12 protein-coding genes and 1 pseudogene are annotated in these 17,779 nt (G+C 50.7%); 3 read left to right on the top strand and 10 right to left on the bottom strand.

From position 1 onward, the window contains the following. Positions 1–43: 43 nt before the first annotated feature. A complete protein-coding gene (relA, locus tag AC0IXI_RS04560) occupies positions 44–2,272 on the bottom strand; it encodes a GTP diphosphokinase (protein WP_134184439.1) in 2,229 nt (742 codons plus the stop codon). 56 nt (positions 2,273–2,328) lie between these two features. Beyond that, positions 2,329–3,642 carry a 23S rRNA (uracil(1939)-C(5))-methyltransferase RlmD gene (rlmD, locus tag AC0IXI_RS04555; RefSeq protein ID WP_471681981.1) on the bottom strand — a complete coding sequence of 438 codons (1,314 nt, stop codon included), beginning with the start codon at positions 3,640–3,642 and terminating at the stop codon, positions 2,329–2,331. A gap of 60 nt (positions 3,643–3,702) precedes the next feature. Here rlmD and barA point away from each other — a divergent pair. Next, positions 3,703–6,461 (top strand): annotated as a pseudogene (barA, locus tag AC0IXI_RS04550) (two-component sensor histidine kinase BarA). Positions 6,462–6,538: 77 nt separating this feature from the next. On the opposite strand, the gene AC0IXI_RS04545 reads toward barA, so the two are convergent. The 8 genes from AC0IXI_RS04545 to syd all read right to left on the bottom strand — a co-directional run bounded on the left by AC0IXI_RS04545 (position 6,539) and on the right by syd (position 14,947). Then, entirely contained in the window at positions 6,539–7,687 is a 1,149-nt protein-coding gene (locus AC0IXI_RS04545) for a glycerate kinase (protein ID WP_134184445.1), read from the bottom strand. 71 nt (positions 7,688–7,758) lie between these two features. Next, positions 7,759–9,093, bottom strand: a complete 1,335-nt coding sequence (gene gudD, locus AC0IXI_RS04540; protein ID WP_064560571.1) for a glucarate dehydratase — start codon at positions 9,091–9,093, stop codon at positions 7,759–7,761. Positions 9,094–9,112: 19 nt separating this feature from the next. Beyond that, positions 9,113–10,462 carry an enolase C-terminal domain-like protein gene (locus AC0IXI_RS04535; protein ID WP_422569078.1) on the bottom strand — a complete coding sequence of 450 codons (1,350 nt, stop codon included), beginning with the start codon at positions 10,460–10,462 and terminating at the stop codon, positions 9,113–9,115. Beyond that, positions 10,459–11,820 (bottom strand): MFS transporter, encoded by a 1,362-nt coding sequence (locus tag AC0IXI_RS04530; protein WP_471681980.1) that lies wholly within the window; start codon positions 11,818–11,820, stop codon positions 10,459–10,461. Before AC0IXI_RS04530 ends, AC0IXI_RS04535 begins: the two co-directional genes overlap by 4 nt. A gap of 347 nt (positions 11,821–12,167) precedes the next feature. Further along, the gene (locus AC0IXI_RS04525; protein WP_064513370.1) at positions 12,168–12,617 is read right to left on the bottom strand and encodes a flavodoxin; all 450 of its coding nucleotides are present in this window, start codon (positions 12,615–12,617) and stop codon (positions 12,168–12,170) included. Positions 12,618–12,644: 27 nt separating this feature from the next. After that, positions 12,645–13,415 carry a tRNA pseudouridine(65) synthase TruC gene (gene truC, locus AC0IXI_RS04520; protein WP_134184449.1) on the bottom strand — a complete coding sequence of 257 codons (771 nt, stop codon included), beginning with the start codon at positions 13,413–13,415 and terminating at the stop codon, positions 12,645–12,647. Then, a complete protein-coding gene (locus tag AC0IXI_RS04515; RefSeq protein WP_064513374.1) occupies positions 13,415–13,744 on the bottom strand; it encodes a YqcC family protein in 330 nt (109 codons plus the stop codon). Before AC0IXI_RS04515 ends, truC begins: the two co-directional genes overlap by 1 nt. 654 nt (positions 13,745–14,398) lie before the next feature. Continuing rightward, on the bottom strand, positions 14,399–14,947 hold the full coding sequence (gene syd / locus AC0IXI_RS04510) for a SecY-interacting protein (protein WP_064513542.1): 549 nt from the start codon (positions 14,945–14,947) through the stop codon (positions 14,399–14,401). Positions 14,948–15,015: 68 nt separating this feature from the next. On the opposite strand from syd, the gene queF reads away from it, so the two are divergent. After that, a complete protein-coding gene (gene queF / locus AC0IXI_RS04505; RefSeq protein WP_064513376.1) occupies positions 15,016–15,858 on the top strand; it encodes an NADPH-dependent 7-cyano-7-deazaguanine reductase QueF in 843 nt (280 codons plus the stop codon). A gap of 115 nt (positions 15,859–15,973) precedes the next feature. Beyond that, positions 15,974–17,338 (top strand): nucleotide 5'-monophosphate nucleosidase PpnN, encoded by a 1,365-nt coding sequence (gene ppnN / locus AC0IXI_RS04500; RefSeq protein ID WP_064513378.1) that lies wholly within the window; start codon positions 15,974–15,976, stop codon positions 17,336–17,338. Positions 17,339–17,779 lie beyond the last annotated feature (441 nt).

Here is a 17,779-nt window from a genome sequence, read left to right as displayed (position 1 = left end):
AAATTTAAAGGCGGGATTGCTCCCGCCCTTTTGTCACAAACGTCTAACCGTGCAATCGCTTCGCATCGATAATATCCGGCACCTGGTTCAATTTACCTAGCACACGGCCCAGCACTTGCAGGTTGTAGATTTCGATATTCATGTCGATGGTCGCCAGTTGCTGTTTGGTGTCGCTGCGGCTCGCAACGCCCAATACGTTCACTTTTTCATTCGCCAGAATAGTGGTGATATCGCGCAGCAATCCGCTGCGATCGTTGGCGGTAACGCGCACCACCAGCGAATAACCGCTGGAGTAGCTTTCGCCCCACACTGCATCAACAATGCGTTCTGGCGCGTGGGATTGCAGCTCCGCAAGCTGGTCGCAGTCAGCGCGGTGAATCGAAATACCGCGGCCCTGGGTGATAAAACCGACAATCTCATCGCCTGGAATCGGCTGGCAGCAACGCGCAATGTGGTGCATCAGATTGCCGACACCTTCAACCACTACGCGGCCATTATCTTTGCTGCGCGATTGCGGTGTGTGAGTCTTCTGCTTCAGTTGGCGAAGCGCTTGTTCATCCTGCTCAGCTGCGGTCGGCTTGTTAAACTGCGCTTGCAGGTAGTTACTCATCTGATTAAGACGAATATCACCGCCACCAATTGCCGCCAGTAACTCTTCGATATCGTTGAAGTTATAACGTGGCAGTAATGATTTCTCGGCCTCTTTCAGGCTGATACCCAGATGTTCAATTTCATCATCAAGGATCTGCCGCCCGGCGAGAATATTTTTGTCGCGATCTTGTTTACGGAACCAGTTGTGGATTTTCGCCCGCCCGCGGCTCGTCGTGATATAGCCCAGGTTTGGGTTTAACCAATCACGGCTTGGGTTAGGCTGCTTCTGGGTAATTACTTCAATTTGGTCGCCCATTTGCAACTGGTAGGTAAACGGCACAATGCGCCCGCCGATTTTCGCACCGATACAACGGTGCCCCACATCACTGTGAATGTGGTAAGCAAAATCAAGCGGCGTGGAGCCTGCCGGTAAATCCACCACATCGCCTTTTGGCGTAAACACATACACGCGGTCATCAAATACCTGGCTGCGCACTTCATCCAGCAGTTCGCCGGAATCCGCCATTTCTTCTTGCCAGGCTATCAGTTTACGCAGCCACGCAATGCGATCTTCATGGCCTGAACTGCCGCTTTTGGCATTACCCTCTTTATACTTCCAGTGGGCAGCAACACCCAGCTCCGAATCTTCATGCATCTGCTTGGTTCGGATCTGGATTTCAATCGTCTTGCCGTTTGGCCCCAACACCACCGTATGAATCGACTGATAACCGTTAGGTTTCGGGTTGGCGACGTAGTCATCGAACTCGTCAGGCATATGGCGATAATGGGTGTGCACTATACCGAGTGCTGCGTAGCAATCCTGCAAACGTTCAGCCACCACGCGCACGGCACGCACATCGAACAGCTCATCAAAGGCGAGGGATTTCTTCTGCATCTTGCGCCAGATGCTGTAGATATGTTTAGGGCGGCCATAAACTTCAGCCTTAACACCCTCTTCTTTCATCGCTTTACGCAGTGCGCTGACAAAATCGTCGATGTAATGCTCACGGTCGATACGACGCTCATGCAGCAATTTCGCGATTCGTTTGTATTCATCAGGATGCAGGTAGCGGAAGCAGTAGTCTTCCAGCTCCCATTTGAGTTGGCCAATGCCGAGACGGTTAGCGAGCGGTGCATAAATATTGGTGCACTCTTTTGCCGCCAGAACGCGTTCGTCCTCCGGTGCGTCTTTGACTTCGCGCAAATGAGCAATTCGCTCCGCCAGTTTAATGACCACGCAGCGGAAATCGTCCACCATTGCCAATAGCATGCGACGAACGTTATCGACCTGCTCAGCAGAAACTGAATCCGTATGAGCGGCTTTCAGTTGGCGAATCGCAGCCATATCGCGCACGCCGTGAATCAGCGTCACAACCTGATTATCAATGCTTTCGCGCATCACTTCTTCGGTGACCACGCCCGCATCGGCAAGAGGGAACAGAAGCGCGGCTCGCAGCGTGTCGTTGTCCATGCTCAGCATCGACAGGATTTCCACCATCTCGACGCCGCGCCACAACAGCAATTCTGCGTCAGGACGGCCTTTGGTCTGTTGCTCGCAATACCGCCAGGTTTCGGCTAAGCGTTCACATGACTGCTGGTTGGTGATCCCGAGGCTCGCAATCCATCTATCGGGCGCAAATTCGCCAGCTTTATTGAGATGTGCACTTCTTACCGCAACCATTGTCCGTCCTCTTCGGTGGGGTACTAAAATCAAGTCGCTCGACTTGATTTAACCACTTAATTTCGCTCAAACAGCGCCATCGACTCCAGGTGCCCCGTGTGCGGGAACATATCCAGCATGGCGAGTTGGCGCAGTTGGTAACCTGCTTCCAGCAATGCCTCGCTATCACGAGCAAGCGTCGTCGGATTACATGAAACATAGACCACTCGCTCAGGTGCGAGTGCAATCACATGCTGCATGACACCAGGAGCCCCCGCTCGTGCAGGGTCGAGCAATATTTTGTCAAACCCTTGAGCAGCCCAGGGTTGACGAGTCACATCATCCTCAAGATTTTCATGGAAGAATGTGACATTTTTCAGTGAATTACATTGTGCATTATATTCACCTTTCGCCACCAGTGCAGCAACGCCTTCCACCCCGACGACGCTTCCGGCACGCATTGCGAGTGGGAGCGTAAAATTTCCCATTCCGCAGAACAAATCCAGTACGCGGTCAGTTGGCTGAATATCCAGCCACTCGATAGCTCGGGCGACCATCTGCTGGTTCACGCCATCATTCACCTGAATGAAATCCCGTGGGCTGAACGTTAAGCGTAGCCCGTCTGAATGATAGCAAGGTTCGTCATTACCCAAGGCCGTAAGTGTCTCACTGTCCGGCGCTAAATACAGCGTGACGCCATGAGAATGCGAAAAGCGTTCCAGTTTTTGTCGGTCATCATCATGAAGTGCATCTAAATGGCGCAGCACCATAAGCGGGCCATTATCTGCATGGACCAATTCAACATGCCCTAAACGCCTAACCGCTTTTAATTCTGACAAACATTGGCGCAATGGTTCCAGTAACGCTTCAAGTTGGGGCGCCAGAACCGGGCAATGGTGAATATTCACCAGCTCACTGTCCTGAGATTTGCGAAACCCCATTTGTAAGGTCTGTGTTTTAGGCTGGTAATTCAACCCTAAGCGCGCGCGGCGGCGATAACCCCATGGTGTTCCAGAAATAATTTCGTTCACCACTGCCGGGTTTTCACGCGCGCCCATCATGCGGGCCAGCGCCTTTGATTTCGCTTGCTGTTGCAGTTCGATACTGGCGTGCTGCTGCTGGCAGCCACCACAGACACCAAAATGCGGGCAACGCGGTGTCACACGTTGCGGGCTATCATTTAAACGCCGCTTAACTTTAGCCTGAGCAAAGTTACGTTTATCTTCAGTAATGGTAATTTCGACTTGTTCACCAGGCAGCGCGCCTTGGATAAAAAGCGCCTTACCGTTGTGGCGTGCGACACCTTGGCCAAATGGGTCAAGGTCATTAACCGTCACGGTTATGATCTGACGAGTCGTAACCCGTCGCTTTGCAGAGTAGAATTGCGCCATGAGCCTGAGTGCTCTCTTAAAATATTAACTATTGCTTCAATTGTCCCATATCGGAACCCCATGACCAACTACAGCCTGCGCGCACGCATGATGATCCTGATTCTGGCGCCGACATTAATGATCGGTTTATTGCTCAGCATCTTTTTTGTCGTCCATCGATACAACGACTTGCAGCGTCAGCTTGAAGACTCTGGCGCCAACATTATCGAGCCGCTGGCGGTCGCAAGCGAATATGGCATGAGTTTTCACAGCCGAGAGTCGATTCGCCAGTTGGTCAGCGTGTTGCACCGCCGTCATTCCGATATCGTGCGAGCAATTTCAGTGTTCGACGAGAACAACAAACTATTTGTTACTTCTAATTATCAGCTAAATGCGGCTGCATTGAAGCTGCCGCATAATGAAAAACCGCCGCACAGTTTAAGCATCTCGCGGCACGGCGATTCGATTATTCTGCGCACCCCGATTATTTCAGAAAGCTACTCCCCGGACGAATCTGAGGTGACCGATGCCAAACCGGCAGGCAACACGCTCGGTTATGTCGCCATCGAGCTCGATCTCAAATCCGTGCGTTTACAGCAATATCGGGAAATTTTTATCTCGACGTTGATGATGTTGTTCTGCGTCGGTATTGCGATGTTGTTTGCCTACCGGCTGATGCGCGATGTCACCGGGCCAATTCGTAATATGGTGAATACCGTCGACAGGATAAGACGCGGGCAGCTCGATAGTCGTGTCGAAGGTTTCATGCTCGGCGAATTAGATATGCTAAAAAATGGCATCAATTCGATGGCAATGTCGCTCACCGCTTATCACGAAGAGATGCAGCACAATATTGACCAGGCCACTTCCGATCTGCGTGAAACACTCGAGCAGATGGAGATCCAGAACGTGGAGCTGGATCTGGCGAAGAAACGCGCTCAGGAAGCGGCACGTATTAAGTCTGAATTCCTTGCCAATATGTCTCACGAATTGCGCACGCCGCTTAATGGCGTGATTGGCTTTACTCGTTTGACGCTGAAAACGGATTTGAATGCCACCCAGCGCGATCACCTGCATACCATTGAACGTTCAGCTAATAACCTGCTGACAATCATTAATGACGTGCTTGATTTCTCGAAACTGGAAGCGGGCAAACTGATCCTTGAAAGCATTCCTTTCCCGCTGCGTAATGCGCTCGATGAAGTCGTCACTCTGCTTGCCCATTCGGCTCATGATAAAGGGCTGGAGCTAACGCTTAATATCAAAAATGATGTGCCGGATAACGTGATTGGCGACCCACTGCGTTTGCAGCAGGTGGTGACGAATCTGGTAGGCAACGCGATTAAGTTTACCGAAAGCGGCAATATCGACCTGGTGGTCGAAAAACGCTCGCAGGGCAATAATAAAGTACAAGTTGAAATGCGAATTCACGATACCGGTATCGGTATTCCTGAGCAGGAACAATCGCGTTTATTCCAGGCGTTTCGTCAGGCTGATGCCAGCATTTCACGTCGTCACGGCGGTACCGGCCTGGGCCTGGTTATTACACAGAAACTGGTTACCGAAATGGGGGGGATATCTCCTTCCACAGCCAACCCAATCAGGGTTCAACCTTCTGGTTCTATATCAACCTGGATTTGAATTCCAATGCAGTTCTGGATGGTTATTCTACCGAAAACCTGGCTGGGAAACGCATTGCCTATGTGGAACAAAACGCCACTGCGGCACAAAGTACGCTCAATATTCTGGCGAATACTCCGCTCGAAGTCATCTACAGCCCGGCGTTTTCGACTCTTGCCGAAGGTCACTACGATATTATGCTGCTCGGCATTCCGGTTACGTTCCACGACACGTTAACCATGCTAAATCCGAAGCTTGCGAAAGCGGCCTCCATGGCTGACTGCCTGATTTTCGCATTACCAAGTCATGCACAAGTTGATGCGGAGGATCTTAAAAAACAAGGGGTGACGGCGTGCCTGCTGAAACCTATCACCTCTACCCGACTGTTGCCGCTACTCGCTGAACACACTTTTGATGCAAACTCCACTGTGGTTGAGAGTATTGAAAACAAGAAACTCCCGCTTACTGTTATGGCGGTTGACGATAACCCTGCCAACCTGAAACTGATTGGCGCATTGCTTGAAGATCATGTGCAGAACGTCGAACTGTGTGGCAGCGGTGTGCAGGCCATCGAACGTGCAAAACAGATGCAGATAGACATTATCCTGATGGACATTCAGATGCCGGAAATGGATGGTATCCGCGCCTGTGAGTTAATTCGCCAGATGCCGCACCACCAGCAAACGCCGGTAATTGCGGTGACAGCACACGCCATGGCGGGGCAAAAAGAGAAGCTGCTAAGCGCCGGGATGAATGACTACCTTGCCAAACCAATCGAAGAGAAAAAACTTTATAGTTTGCTGATGCGTTATCAGCCGGGGGCAATCACCGCCCCTGCACTGGTTGCAAATGTAGAAACCACACCGCAAATCAGCAATCAAAATCAGACGCTTGATTGGGCACTGGCGCTACAACAAGCCGCAAACAAGCCGGATCTGGCACGCGATATGCTGCAAATGCTGTTGGCGTTCTTGCCTGAAGTGCGCAACAAAGTTGAAGAGCAGCTGGTGGGAGAAAACCCGGAACAGCTGGTCGAAATCATTCACAAACTTCACGGCAGTTGTAGCTACAGCGGCGTGCCACGGCTGAAAAACTTGTGTCGAACACTTGAGCATGAGCTGCGTAGCGGTGTGAAACCAGAAGATCTTGAACCTGAACTCTTTGAACTTCTTGATGAGATGAACAATGTTGCCAAAGAAGCAAAGCGGATGTTGGGATAAGTATCGTGTTGATGTCGGATGTCGCTTACGCTACTCCGACCTACGCGGTTTCAGAAGGTTTTGTTTTTGTTGGTGGATTAGCGCAGGCGACATCCACCACCTATTGCAAGCGTTGCGGCAATATTTCGCGCGGCCATACGCAGGTTATCTCCCGCATTATCCAGAGCTTCTTCCAGGCTGCAGATGCTGTATAAGACACTAAATACGGCATCCAGGCCGTGGTCATACACTATGCCTACATCCGCCGTTAAACTCCCGGCAATGCCAATCACTGGCTTGTTGTAGCGCTTGGCGACTTTCGCCACGCCAATCGGTACTTTGCCGTGAATTGACTGACTGTCGATACGCCCTTCTCCGGTAATCACCAGATCTGCATCGCGCACCAATTCATCAAGTTTTAATGCTTCGGTGACTATATCAATGCCTTGTCGCAATTCGGCTCCACAAAAAGCGTACAGCGCCGCGCCCATTCCTCCCGCAGCACCGCCGCCAGAAAGCGTCAGCACGTCGATATCGAGGTCTCGGGCGATAATTTTTGCATAGTGATCCAGAGCCTGGTCAAGTTCACTAATCATCTCAGGTGTGGCACCTTTTTGTGGGCCAAACACCGCCGTAGCGCCCTCTTTACCCGTTAGTAAATTGGTAACGTCACACGCAACTTCAATACGACACTCTTTAAGCCGTTTATCCAGGCCTGAAATATCAATGCTCGCGAGCCGTGCCACTTCCCGCCCCCCAAAGCCCAGAGGTTCGCCATTGCTGTCCAGTAAGCGTGCACCAAGTGCCTGTAACATACCGATCCCTCCGTCATTGGTGGCGCTGCCACCAATGCCAATCAGGATACTTTGCACACCACTATCGAGCGCAAAACGAATCAGCTCACCGGTTCCCCACGACGTGGTATTGAGTGGATTGCGTAATTCCGGTGGAACCTGCTCAAGGCCACTTGCGGCAGCCATTTCGATAAAGGCCTGCTGTTTATCGCCCGAAATCCCGTAAAACGCCTGAACCTGGTCACCCAACGGCCCGGTGACATCCACTTCAATGATTTCACCGTTTGTTGCAGCGACCATCGCTTCTACGGTGCCTTCACCTCCATCAGCGACGGGCAATTTCACATAATGGGCATTCGGGAACACTTCCCGAAAACCGGCTTCAATTTGTGTCGCCACCTCAAGAGCACTGAGGCTCTCTTTGTAAGAATCTGGTGCGATGACAATTTTCATATGCCGTCCATTTAATGTCGGATGTCGCTACGCTAATCCGACCTACGCGGTTTCAGAGGGTTTTGTATAGCCTATCGAACCATACAAGGACGCTTATTATTGAACGACCATTCTGGGATCAAGTACTGCATCGCCATTGCGTCATCGCGCGCGCCAAGCCCGTGCTGTTGATAAAGTTCGTGCGCTTTCATCACTTGATCCATATCCAGCTCAACACCCAGGCCTGGCGTGGTTGGAACCTGCACCATGCCGCCTTTGATTTCGAAAGGTTGTTTAGTCAGGCGCTGGTTGCCTTCCTGCCAGATCCAGTGGGTGTCGATGGCGGTGACTTTGCCTGGCGCGGCTGCGGCAACGTGGGTGAACATCGCCAGTGAAATATCAAAGTGGTTATTGGAATGCGAGCCCCAGGTCAGGCCAAACTCGTGGCACATTTGCGCGACACGCACCGAACCTTGCATGGTCCAGAAATGCGGGTCAGCCAATGGAATATCGACGGATTGCAGCGAAAGCGTGTGGCCCATTTGACGCCAGTCGGTAGCAATCATATTGGTTGCAGTTGGCAGGCCTGTCGCACGGCGGAATTCCGCCATAATTTCGCGACCTGAATAACCTTGTTCAGCGCCGCACGGGTCTTCCGCATACGCCAGAACGCCGCGCAATTGCTTACCGATGCTAATCGCTTCGTCGAGCGACCAGGCACCATTTGGGTCAAGCGTTACACGAGCCTGCGGGAAACGTTTTGCCAGCGCCGTTACCGCTTCGGCCTCTTCACTCCCGGCTAATACGCCGCCTTTGAGTTTGAAATCGTTGAAGCCATATTTCTCATAAGCGGCTTCTGCCAGGCGCACAACAGAATCCGGTGTCATGGCTTCATCATGGCGAATGCGATACCAGTCGCATTTCTCATCGGGCTGGCTTTGATAAGGCAACGGAGTTTGTTTGCGATTGCCGACGAAGAACAGATAGCCCAGCATTTCAACTTCGCTGCGCTGCTGCCCGTCGCCCAATAAAGACGCCACATTCACGCCCAAATGTTGGCCGAGCAAATCTAACATGGCGGATTCAATACCCGTGACAACGTGGATCGTGGTGCGCAAATCGAAAGTCTGTAAACCACGGCCACCGGAATCACGGTCGGCAAACTCGGCACGAACCAGGTTGAGAAGGTTTTTATACTCGCCAAGCGTTTTGCCAATTACCAGAGCGGCGGCCTCTTCCAGAGTCTGGCGAATTTTTTCACCACCGGGGATTTCACCCACGCCCGTATGGCCGGAGTTATCTTTGATAATCACAATATTGCGGGTGAAAAACGGCGAGTGTGCGCCGCTCAGGTTCATCAGCATACTGTCGTGGCCTGCAACGGGAATAACCTGCATCGCAGTAACTATCGGGGTCGAAGTTGTCATGTTACTTATTCCTTTTCTTTCATATGAATGAGTTGCGGCCAAATGCCGGGCATTTACGATCAAACTTCCAGCCAGGTACCAGATATTGCATCGCTGTTGCATCGTTGCGCGAGCCGCCCGGCAGAGATTTATACACCTCGTGGGCTTTTTGCACCTGTTCCCAGTCAAGCTCAACACCTAAGCCTGGTGCATCTGGCACTGCAATTTTGCCGTTAACGATTTGCAGCGGCGATTTGGTCAGGCGCTGTTCACCTTCCTGCCAAATCCAGTGGGTGTCGATAGCTGTAGGTTTACCCGGTGCCGCGGCACCCACATGGGTAAACATCGCCAGTGAAATATCGAAATGGTTGTTAGAGTGACAGCCCCACGTCAGCCCCCATTCATCGCACATCTGCGCGACACGAACCGCACCACTGAGCGTCCAGAAGTGTGGGTCGGCTAACGGAATGTCCACAGCGTTAAGCATGATGGCGTGATTCATTTCGCGCCAGTTGGTGGCAATCATATTGGTCGCAACAGGTAAGCCTGTGGCGCGGCGGAATTCAGCCATCACTTCACGCCCTGAATAGCCTTGCTCCGCGCCGCATGGGTCCTCGGCATAGGTCAGAACATCGCCCATCCCTTTGCATAATGCGATTGCTTCATCCAGCAGCCATGCGCCATTGGGGTCAACAGTAATGCGGGCATCCGGGAAGCGTTTTTTCAGCTCACGGGCGGCATCAAGTTCTTGTTCGCCAGGTAGAACACCACCTTTAAGTTTGAAGTCTTTGAAACCATAACGATCTTGTGCAGCCTCTGCCAGCTGTACAATCGACTGGCTGCTCAGCGCTTGCTGGTGGCGCAAATCATACCAGGCATGCTTTGCATTTTGCCCGTCCAGATACGGCAAATCGGTTTTGCGGCGGTCGCCGATATAAAACAGATAACCCAAAACGGTCACTTCATCACGCTGTTTACCCGGGCCGAGCAGTTCGCACACCGGAACATTGAGCGCTTTGCCGAGTAGGTCGAGCAGTGCGGCTTCCAGGGCTGCCACCGCATTGACGCGCAATTCAAACGTCCAGGCACCTTTGCCGAAAGTATCGAAATCAGCCGACTGGTTACCTTTGTGAACGTTCTGGACCACGCGATTCATTCGCGCGACTTCCTGACCCACAACTTGCGGAATTGCATCGACCAGCGTCTGGTAAATCACTTCGCCACCGGGTGCTTCACCTACGCCGGTGTGACCGGCGTTATCAGTAAGAACCACAATGTTGCGGGTGAAAAAGGCGCCATGTGCGCCGCCGATATTCAGCAGCATGCTGTCATTCCCCGCCACCGGAATGACTTTCATATCCGTAATAATCGGGCTTGCCTGAGTATTCATGATGATTGCCCTACCGTGACGGGTTTCAGTTCAACACGTTTGATATCGCCAACAATGACCAGGTAGCTCAGTACCGCGACAACCGCGTGAATCCCAACGTAAATCAGCGCACCGTTAAATGAACCGGTTGTGCCGACAATGTAGCCGATAGCAATTGGCGTCACGATGCCAGAAACGTTACCGAACATATTGAACAATCCACCGCTCAGGCCGCTGATTTCCTTTGGTGCGGTATCGGCCATCACAGCCCAACCCAGAGCCCCGATGCCCTTGCCAAAGAACGCCATCGCCATAAAGCCGACAATCATCATCTCTGATTCGACATAGTTACAGAACACCATGCTGACGGAGAGCAACATCCCCAGTACGATTGGCGTTTTACGCGCAATATTTAACGAACCGGTGCGACGCATCAGCCAGTCTGAAATCACACCACCAAGCACACCGCCGACAAACCCACACACCGCTGGAACGGAAGCCACAAAACCGGCTTTCAGAATCGACATCCCTTTTTCCTGCACCAGATAAACCGGGAACCAAGTAATGAAGAAGTAAGTTAAGGCGTTAATACAATACTGGCCGATATAGATCCCAATCATCATGCGTGATCCGATCAACTGTTTGATCTGGCCCCACTTCTGCGCCGTCGGGATATGCTCTTTTGGCTTCTTCTGATCCATGTTGATCAGCGCGCCGCCCTCTTCGATGTACTCCAGCTCTTTCTTGTTCACACCCGGATGGTTGTTCGGCTCATGAATCACTTTAAGCCAGACAAAACTGATGATGATGCCCAATCCGCCCATAAAGAAGAACACGTGTGACCAGCCCACTTCGTGCGTCAGCCAACCCATGATTGGCGCGAAGATCACCGTCGCGAAATACTGTGCGGAGTTAAAAATGGAAACCGCCGTGCCGCGTTCCTGTGCCGGGAACCACGCAGCGACTATTCGGCTGTTGCCGGGGAAGGAAGGTGCTTCGGCCAGGCCCACCAGGAAGCGCAAAGTAAACAGCGCGATGATGATGCCAAAACCACTGAAAATATCGACGAAACCTTGCAACAAGGTGAACATCGACCAGATAAAGATGGACCAGAAATAAACCCGTTTTGAGCCGAATTTATCCAGCAACCAGCCGCCAGGGATTTGCCCTATGACGTATGCCCAGGAAAATGCGGAAAACACATAACCCATGCCAATCGGGTCGAGGCCGATATCTTTTGCCATCTCCGAACCAGCAATAGATAACGTGGCGCGGTCACCATAGTTAAACGAGGTGACGATAAAGAGCATGACGACTATCCAATAACGAGCGTTGGTCCTTTTTTCGGCAACGCTCGCCGTTTGGCTAATTGTGTTCATGTTGCACTCCTGAATTATAGCTTTTGGCTATGATCCATTCTGCACTTGTAGGGTATCAGAATGAGGTATCGGCCCATCCGCAGTATTTTTTGTGGTGCTGAATCTGCGGTTTTTATGTGGCCGATGGAAAGTATATGAAGGGAGTTAAAACGCCTCACCGTGCAAAGACACAGTTTTATCGCGCGCTTATTGAGCACTTTATGGCGTATGTCCAACGTGTTGGGGGATGGTTCACGATTTTTGAAACAACCGGATAAAACGAAGGGATTATGCTTGAGGTGAAACGATGTGCCAATTTTAGTCGGAGGGCAGGTAAGTGTGACGTCACCCGCCCTGGATTCATGTTGTTACTTTAACAATGCAGCCCACTGCTCAACCCATGGGTTAGAGACCGATTCGGGTTCGGGATGATCGTTAGCATCAATGGCTAAAACTGTACCCACACGTTTAGCACCTTGCTCTTGCAATAAGGAATCAAACTGCTTCCCGCCGCCACAAAAATGCTCGTAGTTGCTGTCGCCCAGGGCAATCAAACCGTAATGCAAATCTGGCTGGTAACCGACTTTGTCTTTTATCGCCTGAAACAGAGGAACTATACTGTCTGGCAAATCGCCCTGACCGGTTGTTGAAGTGACAATCAATACGTACTTGTCGCTGTATTTTTGCCAGTCGGCAAGCTCAGGATCTTCAAATACAGTGGCTTTATGACCTTTCTTTTTTAAAATCGCTTCGGCTTCTTCTGCCACCAACAGCGAGTTTCCATACATCGTGCCTACAAAAATTCCCACTTCGGCCATCAGTTAACTCCTTGCGTTACGGCTGTATTATTCATCCTGGCCGTTGCTTGCAACAAACTCAACCTTTTCGATATCACTCAGCAATCCGCTCCAGCCAAACTGTGACATCATCTGCATCCAGGTGCCATCAAGGCTCGCACGAAGACACAGCAGTTCACCGGTAACCGGGTGATTTAGCGAAAGCTGACTTGCGTGAAGCATTAAACGCTCGCAGCCAAAATGTTCCGCAGCTGCACGGTTTTGACGCAAATCGCCATGTTTTGAGTCACCAATCATCGGGTGGCGCAAGTGAGACATATGACGGCGTAACTGGTGTTTACGACCAGTTTTAGGTTCGAGTTCAACCAGGCTGTAGCGTGCTGTTGGGTAACGCCCAACCGGAACTGGCATTTCCACTGTCGCCAGACCACGATAATGCGTTACTGCGGGCTTCGCCTCTTTATCCTGAGTCGCTTTTTTATCGGCGATTTTATCCAGCTCTTCAACGAGCGGGTAATCAAGCACCGCATCATCTTCAAGCCAACCACGCGTCACAGCATGATAGCGCTTCTGAATCTGGTGATTTTCGAACTGCTGAGACAATAAATGCGCGACTTCGCTGGAAAGCGCCATCAGCAGTACGCCGGATGTTGGCCTGTCGAGGCGATGAACGGTGAAAACGTGCTTGCCGATTTGGTCGCGCACGGTTTGCATCACAAAAACGGTTTCATGCCGGTCAAGCCAGCTACGGTGAACTAACCAACCAGAAGGCTTGTTAACGGCCACCAGCCACTCATCCTGATAAATAATTTCCAGCATTATTTCGTGTCACTCGCAAACAGCACATCAAGATCTTGTAGCGCTTTTAACAGCGGATCGCGCCCGACATGTGCTGCATCCATCGCCATTTCGTAATAAGGCGCGAGGGCAAAATCAGCAGGCAGAGGGTGTTGAGCGTCAAGAAGTGCGTGCATTCGTGGAATCAGAACCCATTGCAACCATTCATGGGGCTGCATTGTATCCAGGCAAAATGGTTGCGTGCTTTCAAAGGCTTCAGCGTCTGGAGCACAGCCCTGCCAAAGTTGATGGTCACGCAAAACTTGTTCAATGATAAGTAAATGCTGGCGTACCAGCGCGTGGCGTTCCATGAAAACCTCCGGCATCAGTCAAAAGAAGCCGGCAATCATACCACTTCTTGCTATGGGCGAAAAAAAGCATAAAAAAAGGGAGCACTGTATAAACAGTGCTCCCGGTTCGTTTCGCAGCTAATCCGGCTACTTTTGGTGCTCCCTGCTCGTCCGTGACAACTATGTCCTGCGGTCTCCTGACCTACAATCCGTCGTACTCGCTTCCTGCTACCATCATCCTGAGGTGTTCCGGCATCGTCCTGATGCAATATCCTTTGGTCTTCCAGACCCACCGAACATCCAAATTCGGCTCTCTTTCTCCGTCCTGGAGGTGTCCCTTACTCTTCCTGAGTGATCCTTGCTTCGTCCTGAAGCCTTCCTTGCAACACCATCCTAGTGTGTTCCGCTTCTTCAATGAAGTGACATCATCCTGACATCTCCTTCACTTCCCGACTTCCTGTCGACGGACATAGAATCTACCATTTCGTTCACTCTGGCAAGGCACTCACAACTGAAGCTTACGATAACTTTCATTCAAAAGCAGATCAGAATAATCATAATATAATGATAAATAATGATTTTGTTATTTATCACTCACAAAAGTCTGCACGTAAAGTTAGAGATCTCTTACAGCTTGTGTAAGAGATCTCTCACAAGCCCATCAGCGATCCGCGCTTAAATAACCTGTGGCTCAAGGTCGTTAAGGAAAGAAATCAGCGATGGGGCGAGTGTTTTGCGCTGCTTAGTACCAATTTTCTCCAGCACCACTTCACCGCTTAAATTGCACAGCGACACCACTTCCATTTCATCGGGTGTGGTCGCAAGGAATAGCGTTGGTGAAAGTTTCAGTCTTTTTTGCGTGACCAGATGGCCAATCAGGTTTTCCTGAACACGCTGGAAATCATCTTCGCTCCAGGCCTGTAACAAAGTTAAGGACTGGCTCCCCAAAAGTGCAGGCATGTCGCCGGCAAATTGCGTGGTGTAGAACTGATGCGCCGCAGGCTGTAATGCAATGTCCATTGCTCGTTCTACAGCACCAAGATCGTTTTCCGGTGCAAAAGGTTGCGGCTGCCAACGCACATCGTCACCCGTAGTTGTCACGATACACGGCGACGGCACACCATATAATTCTTCGCTCGCGGGCCACCCACCCACCTGCTCACGCCATGCATGACAAAAGCGATTGGTAAAATCTTCCAGTGCCTGACGTACGTCGTTATCCACCAATTTCTCACTCCCTCAAGGCTGCGGTACAATAAAGGCCAATTGTACCTGCATTCTATTGGTGACACATGTCTTATGAAAAACACCAGGCACTGAGCGGCCTGACGCTGGGCAAGCCAACCGCTTACCAGGATAAATACCAGGCATCTTTACTTCAGCCTGTACCGCGTAGTCTTAATCGCGACCCGCTTGGCTTACAGGCTGATAATCTGCCATTTAGTGGTGGCGATATCTGGACCTTGTACGAACTGTCGTGGTTGAACAGTAACGGTTTGCCTCAGGTGGCAGTCGGGCATGTGCAGCTTGATGCAAACAGCGTGAACCTGGTTGAGTCCAAAAGCTTTAAGCTCTATTTGAACAGCTTTAACCAGACACAATTCGCAGACTGGGAAAGCGTCGAAGAAACGTTAAAGCGTGATTTAAGCGCCTGCGCACAAGGCGATGTCAGCGTGGTGTTGTTCCGTTTACGTGAACTCGAAGGCCAGGAAATTGCAGCATTCACAGGCGAGTGCATTGATGAGCAAAATATCACTATTGATAACTACGAATTTAACGCCGATTACCTCACTGGTGCCGCTGGCGACGAAATCGTAGAGGAAACGCTGGTCAGCCACCTGCTTAAATCCAACTGCCTGATCACCCACCAGCCAGATTGGGGTTCCGTGCAAATACGCTACCGTGGCCCGCGCATCGACCGGGAAAAGCTGCTGCGCTATCTGGTATCGTTCCGTCATCACAATGAATTCCACGAACAGTGCGTTGAGCGCATCTTCAATGACATTCAGCATTTTTGTAACCCGGAAAGCCTGAGCGTTTACGCACGCTATACCCGTCGTGGCGGCCTGGACATTAACCCGTGGCGCACAAATACTGATTTCCACCCGGCATTTGGGCGTCTGGTTCGTCAATAAGTGCGAAACGCCTCGCAGCCTGAGGAGGGATTATTGTTTTCAGGTTGTTAAATTGAACATTGCAGGGCTATTGTAATCATTGGGAGCGGCACTTTACGCTTCGTAAGGAGTTAACTTGATTACACATATTAGCCCGCTAGGCTCAATGGATATGTTGTCGCAACTGGAAGTGGACATGCTTAAGCGCACGGCCAGTAGCGACCTTTATCAACTGTTTCGCAATTGTTCACTTGCCGTACTTAACTCAGGAAGCCAGACGGATAGCAGTAAAGAGCTGTTGTCGCGTTACGAAAACTTCGATATCAACATTTTGCGCCGCGAACGTGGTGTCAAACTCGAACTGATTAACCCTCCTGAAGACGCTTTCGTCGATGGTCGTATCATCCGGGCTTTGCAAGCTAACTTGTTTGCCGTATTACGCGATATTTTATTCGTTAACGGTCAACTTTCCAGCGCTGGTCGCTTCCAGAATCTCGATCTGGAAGAACCGGCAAATATCACCAATATGGTGTTCTCTATCTTACGTAATGCCCGTGCATTGCACGTCGGCGAAGCGCCAAACCTGGTCGTATGCTGGGGCGGGCACTCAATCAACGAAAACGAATACCTCTATGCGCGTCGCGTCGGCACACAACTAGGCCTGCGTGAACTCAATATTTGTACCGGCTGTGGCCCTGGCGCTATGGAAGCACCAATGAAGGGTGCGGCGGTAGGTCATGCCCAACAGCGTTATAAAGAAAGCCGCTTTATTGGTATGACCGAGCCATCAATCATTGCCGCTGAGCCACCGAATCCACTAGTGAATGAGCTGATTATCATGCCTGATATCGAAAAACGCCTTGAAGCGTTTGTTCGTATTGCGCATGGCATCATCATCTTCCCTGGTGGGGTAGGTACCGCGGAAGAGCTGCTTTACCTGCTCGGCATTCTGATGAATCCTCACAACCATGATCAAGTATTGCCACTGATTCTGACCGGGCCGAAAGAAAGTGCTGACTACTTCCGTGTGCTCGATGAGTTCATCGTCAACACCGTGGGTGAGCAGGCACGCCGTCATTATCAAATCATTATTGACGACCCGGCTGAAGTGGCCCGTCAGATGAAAAAGGCTATGCCGAAAGTGAAAGAGAATCGCCGTGAAACGGGTGATGCTTATAGCTTCAACTGGTCGATTCGAATTGCGCCAGATTTGCAGATGCCGTTTGAGCCAACCCATGAAAACATGGCAAATCTCAAGTTGTATCCAGACCAACCGGCAGAACAACTGGCTGCATCTTTGCGTAGGGCATTTTCTGGGATTGTTGCGGGTAACGTTAAAGAAGGCGGGATCCGCGCAATTGAAAAATTCGGGCCATATAAAATCCACGGTGATGCAGACATGATGAAACGCATGGATGTTCTCCTCCAGGGATTTGTCGCCCAGCACCGTATGAAATTACCAGGCAGTGCTTATATTCCTTGCTACGAAATCTGTACCTAACTCACCTGGGCGGAGTCACTCCGCCCATCTTTTTTCCCCCACTTTTTTACCCTTTTGCTGTTTTATTCATTTTTCTACATGTTACCGGTATCAGAATTTATCTCTTCATGAAAACTTATGTTTTCGTATACCTCTTCGCTAAAAATCGTGCTTATACAGGCAATTACACCACAACCCAGTAATGAAACCTCGTTTTATAAACCACAAAAACATCATCTTTAGGGTATAAACACTGCATAAAATATCAGTCGCAGACTGAAAAACTGCAAAAAACCATACAAACAGTAGATTCTTACAATTGGGATCTTGATCACTGATGAATTGACGTCATGAATGTATCTTTCCGCCCGCTGATTATCACTGGCCAAAATTACTATAAAATAGCCTGTAAACAGCATTAAGTTTCAGTAGTCAATGGCAAGTCATCGCGATTGAACCAGA

It is taken from the genome of Buttiauxella sp. AC038, assembly GCF_979253565.1.
Note: the sequence above shows the minus strand (reverse complement) of the source record. Positions and strands in the feature narration are given on the sequence as shown.